Here is a 5276-nt window from a genome sequence, read left to right as displayed (position 1 = left end):
TGAAGGTCCGCGCGCCGCGCGTCCCCCCGCGCTGTCGCCTGGTCGGCGGCGTCCGCCCGGCGCCCCGGGGCGCGGCCGGACGGCTCCAGCGCCGCGACGGCGACCGCTGGACGACCGTGCGCCGCGTCGCGCTGAAGGACGGCGGCTTCCGGACGGTGGTCCCGAAGTCCGGCTCCTGGCGCGTGGTCGTGGGCCGGGTGGCGACACCCGCCGCCGGGCTCTGACGCCGGGCTCCGACGCCGGGCTCCGACGCGTCCTCCGGGGCCGTCGCCCGGGGCGGTTCGGCCGCGGCGCCCGCCGTGGCCCCGACGCCTGGCGTCGCGCCACGTTCACGGCGACGGCCGCCGCGGTGCGTACAGTCCGCCCGCGATGCCCGCTCCCCGCGTTCCAGCGCCCCGGCCGCACGCCGGCCAGGCGGCGCTGACCCTCGGCGCGCTCGGCGTCGTCTTCGGCGACATCGGCACGAGCCCGCTCTACGCCCTGCAGGCGGTCTTCGCCGCGGACGACGGGGCGGTCAAGCCGACCCAGGGGGACGTCTACGGGATCATCTCGCTCGTCGTCTGGTCGGTGACGCTGATCGTCTCGATCAAGTTCGTCACGTTCATCATGCGGGCGGACAACCACGGCGAGGGCGGCATCATGGCCCTCGTCGCGGCCGTCCGGCGCGCCGGGATCCAGCGACCATGGGTGAAGGCCGCGTTGATCGCGGCCGGGCTCTTCGGCGTCGCGCTCTTCTACGGCGACGGGATGATCACGCCTGCGATCTCCGTCCTCTCGGCCGTCGAGGGCATCGAGATCGCCGCCCCGGGCCTGAAGGACTTCGTCCTCCCGTTCACGATCGCCGTCCTGACCGGGCTGTTCGCGATCCAGCGCTTCGGCACGGAGATCATCGGCAAGGTCTTCGGGCCGGTCATGGTCCTCTGGTTCCTGGTGCTCGCCGTCGCGGGGCTCGGCCGGCTCGTCCACCACCCGGACATCCTGCGCGCGCTGTCGCCGTCCTACGCGGTCGAGTTCTTCACCTCGCACCCCGGGATCGCGTTCATCTCGCTGGGCTCCGTCGTGCTGACGGTCACCGGCGCCGAGGCGCTCTACGCCGACATGGGCCACTTCGGGCGCAAGCCGATCAGCCGCGCGTGGTTCCTCGTCGTCTTCCCGGCCCTGATGATCAACTACATGGGGCAGGGCTCCCTCATCCTCGACCAGCCGTCGGCGATCTCGAGCCCCTTCTACCTGCTGATCCCCGACTGGGCGCAGATCCCGATGGTCGTCCTGGCGACGCTCGCGACCCTGATCGCGTCGCAGGCCGTCATCTCGGGGGCGTTCTCCGTCACCCGGCAGGCGGTGCAGCTCGGGTTCCTGCCGCGGCTCTCGATCCGCCACACCTCGGAGGACGAGATCGGCCAGGTCTACGTCCCGGCGGTCAACTGGGGGCTGTTCGTCGCGGTGCTCGGGCTCGTGATCGGCTTCGGGTCCTCCGCGAAGCTCGCGACCGCCTACGGGATCGCGGTCACCGGCACGCTCCTGATCGACTCGATCCTGTTCCTCGTCGTCGTGCGCGCGCTGTGGCGCAAGCCGGTCTGGATGGTCGTCGCCGGCGTGGTCGGCTTCGTCACCGTCGACCTGCTGTTCCTCGCCGCCAACGCGACGAAGATCCTGCACGGCGGCTGGTTCCCGCTGCTGATCGGGGCGATCGTCTTCGTCCTGCTGACCACCTGGGACCGCGGCCGGGGCGAGGTGACCGCCGCGCGCGTGCAGGCCGAGGGCCCGCTGCAGGAGTTCGTCGACCGGATGCACGCCCTCGTGCCGCCCGTCAAGCGCCTGCCGGGCGTCGGGATCTACCTCAACCCGTCGCGCGACACGACGCCGCTGGCGCTCCGCGTCGCCGTGGACCGGATCCACGCGATCCACGAGGAGGTCGTGATCGTGACCGTGCAGACGCTGACCGTCCCGCACGTCCCCGGCGCCGACCGGATCGTCTTCGACCACCTGGGCTACGACCACGACGGCTACAGCCACGTGACCCTGCGCTTCGGCTACCTCGACCGGCCGGACGTCCCCGAGGCCCTGGCGCTCGCCCGCCGGACCCCGGGCGGCCTGGAGGTCGACTTCAACCCGTACCACGCGACCTGGTTCCTCTCCCAGATCACGATCGTCCCCGACCGCTCGCCCGGAATGGCGCGCTGGCGCAAGGCCCTCTTCGTCGCCATGGCCCGCAACGCGGCGAGCCCGGCGGACTACTTCCGCCTGCCGACGGAGCGGGTCGTGACGATGGGGTCGCGGATCGCGTTCTGAAGGGAGCGGGTCGTGACGATGGGGTCGCGGATCGCGTTCTGAAGGGAGCGGGTCGTGACGATGGGGTCGCGGATCGCGTTCTGAAGGGGGCCGACCGACGCACGTATCCGCGTCACTCCGACGACCCGGCGGACCGACGCACGTACGTGCCGCGGGGCGGCACGTGTCCGCGTCGGTCCGACCGCGGGCGCAGCGGCCCGCGGCGCCGGGAGGACCCGGCCGGGGTGATGCGGAGGGACTGGGGCGCTCCGGACGATCGGGGCGGCTCGTGCCGCGGCGATCGCGCGCCCGGATCGCGCCTCCCGGGACGCGTCATCTCGCTGGTGAATGGATCCATTCACTCAGGACATGGCGTCGCGGAGCGCGACTGGTCCCGGTGCGCGTGACGTCGGGTGCCGCCGGGCGACCGCCGACCGCCGACCGCCGACCGCCGACCGCCGACCGGCGCCGTCCGCGGTCCGGGGGCGGGCGCCCGTCTTCGGTCCGCCGCCGTTCGCGGTTCGTCCACGGGGCCGGCGCCCGGCCCCGGTCCGACACCGTCGCGGGCCGGCACGGCGGACCCGGAGGCCCGCGCCCGTGCCGCGCAGCTCCGGGGAGGTCCCCGATGCGGTGGCGCCCCGGGGCGGGCACGGTGACGTTCGGCGTTCCCCGCGCCCGCCCGCCGCCCCTTCGACCGGGAGTCCCCCGTGCTCGTCCCTCGCCGCTCACCCGCCGTTCCGCCGGCCTCCGCCTCGTCCGTGGCCTCCTGCGCCGTTCCGCCGGCCGCTGCCTCGTCCGTGGTCTCCCGCGCGGTCGCGCCCTCCTTGCCCTCCTCCGCGGCCTCCCGCACCATCCCGCACGCCTCTGCCTCCACCGTGGTCCCGCCCCCTTCTGCATCCTCCGCGGCCTCCCGCACCGTCGCGCTCGCCTCAGTCCCATCCGCGCCCTCCCGCCTGGGCACCGACGTGTCCCCGGCCGCGCCGCCCCGCCACCGCGTCGCGACGGCGGCGACGGTCTTCGCCGCCGCGACCGCCGCCCTCGCCGCCGCGGCCCCCGCCACCGCCGCCCCGAAGGCCACGACCTTCCGCGTCGCGGTCGAGGGCACGCAGACCACGACGTGGAAGTACGTCAAGCGCCAGGCGCCGAGCTGCGACTGGCCCGAGGAGGAATCGGGCGAGCAGACGATCACGTTCGGGACGACCAAGGCGAAGCCGGGCACCCTGAAGGTGCGGGTCGCGAAGGACGGGACGCCGAGCTTCTCCGGCGCCGTCGTCACGGTGCCCGCCGCCGCGGAGCTGCGCCGCGACTTCGACCGACGCTACGCCGACATCTCCGGCTGCCCGGGCGGGGGCTCCGGCGGCGGGCAGGGGAAGAACGAGAACGTGCAGGGATCCCGCTCCTGCAAGGCGACCGGCGCGGTGCGGCTGCGGTTCGGGACGTCCCGCAAGGAGGTCTACGACGCGGGCGACCCGATGGTCCAGAACCCCCTGAAGGCCCTGAAGCCCGGGTGGGCGCTCCTGCGCGGGGCCCAGGACTGGCCCGGCGAGGACCGCTCCCACTCGCTGCCCGCGACCTGCGCCGACCACGATCAGGGCGACGCGGACATCGCGATCACCCAGGGACGCGGCGAGTGGGGCGGGAGCCTGATCGAGTCGCGCGCGCCGCTGCCGCTGAAGCAGCTCCTGAAGGCCCGCAAGGGCTCGCGGACCGTGCGGGTGAAGACCGTCGTGGTCTACCCGAACCCCGAGCAGCAGCAACAGCCGGCCGAGGACACCGAGGGCCGCACCGTCCTGGACCTCCGACTCACGTTCCGGCGCTGAACCGCAGACCGGGCCGTCCCGCCGCGCACGAGCGGCGGGAGCGGGGCCCGTCCCACGCAGCGCCGCGCCCGCCGCGTCCGGCCCACGCGAGCCCGCGTCACCCGGGGCCGCGTCACCCGGGCCCGGGTGGGGCGCATCCCCAGCGGCCTTGCGCCACCCGACCCCCGGCGTACGATGTCTTCGATGCGGAGCACGTCGTGCTGATCGGCCGCGGGGCCGAGCGCGAGCGCCTCGAGGCCCTCGTCGGCGACGCGGTCGCCGGCCGCAGCGGCGCGCTGCTCGTCCGCGGCCCGGCCGGCATCGGCAAGACCGCCCTGGTGCGCGAGGCCGTCGAGCTCGGCCGCCGGCGCGGCGTCGCGGTGCTCGGCGCCCGCGGGATCGAGGCCGAGTCCGACGTGCCGTTCGCGGGCCTGCACGAGCTCCTGTCCCCCGTCCTCGGGCTCCGCCACGACCTGCCCGAGCACCACCGCCGGGCGCTCGAGATCGCGCTCGGGATCGACGCCGGCCCCGCCCCCGACGCGTTCGCGGTTGCCGCGGCCCTGCTGGCGTTCCTGAGCGCCACGGCCGAGCGCCACGGCGCGGTCCTCGTCGTCCTCGACGACGCGCACTGGGTCGACGCCGGGTCGCTGGACACCCTGCTCTTCGTCGTCCGGCGCCTGCACGCCGAGGGCGTCGCCGTCGTGGTCTCGGCCCGCCCGACCCCCGACCGCGGGCTCGGCGACCGCGGCCTCGAGGAGCTGGCCCTCGACGGCCTCGGCGACGACGACGCCCGCGCGCTCGCCCGGTCCGCCGCCGGCGACGCGGTCTCCGACCCCGCCTGCCGCCGGATCGCCGACGCCTCCCGCGGGTTCCCCCTCGCGCTGGTCGAGCTCGGCCGCTCGCTGGCCGCCGACCCGGAGCGCGACCACGCCGCCGACGCCACCCCGCAGCGCCCGTCGCAGGTCGTCGAGCGGGTCTTCCGCGACGACCTCGAGCGCCTGTCCCCCGGCGCGCGGCGCGCCCTCGGGGTCGCGGCCGCCGACGAGCGCGCCTCCCGCGCCGAGCTGCTCGCGGCGCTGGAGCCGTCCGGAATCGGCGCCGGCGCGCACGGCGAGGCCCAGCGCGCCGGCCGGGTGGGGGGGGCGGGCGGCCCCCCGCGGGTCCCCCCCCCGCGCGTGCAGTCCGTGGGGTACCACGGGGCGGCGT

4 protein-coding genes are annotated in these 5276 nt (G+C 75.8%); all 4 read left to right on the top strand.

Translation table 11 applies throughout. The features are described from left to right. A partial coding sequence (locus AB0L40_RS26210; protein ID WP_364361492.1) for a hypothetical protein occupies positions 1 to 224 on the top strand: 224 nt, incomplete at its 5' end. 145 nt (positions 225 to 369) lie between these two features. Next, positions 370 to 2292 (top strand): potassium transporter Kup, encoded by a 1923-nt coding sequence (locus AB0L40_RS26205; protein ID WP_364361490.1) that lies wholly within the window; start codon positions 370 to 372, stop codon positions 2290 to 2292. A 944-nt stretch (positions 2293 to 3236) separates the two neighbouring features. Continuing rightward, positions 3237 to 4091 (top strand): hypothetical protein, encoded by an 855-nt coding sequence (locus AB0L40_RS26200; RefSeq protein WP_364361488.1) that lies wholly within the window; start codon positions 3237 to 3239, stop codon positions 4089 to 4091. A gap of 197 nt (positions 4092 to 4288) precedes the next feature. Next, the coding region (locus AB0L40_RS26195; RefSeq protein ID WP_364361486.1) for an ATP-binding protein at positions 4289 to 5276 on the top strand (988 nt) is incomplete at its 3' end.

It is taken from the genome of Patulibacter sp. NPDC049589, assembly GCF_040675535.1.
In the GTDB taxonomy this organism is placed as follows: Bacteria; Actinomycetota; Thermoleophilia; order Solirubrobacterales; family Solirubrobacteraceae; genus Patulibacter.
The sequence above is the reverse complement of the archived record's forward strand: the minus strand, read 5'-3'. Positions and strand labels throughout refer to the sequence as shown.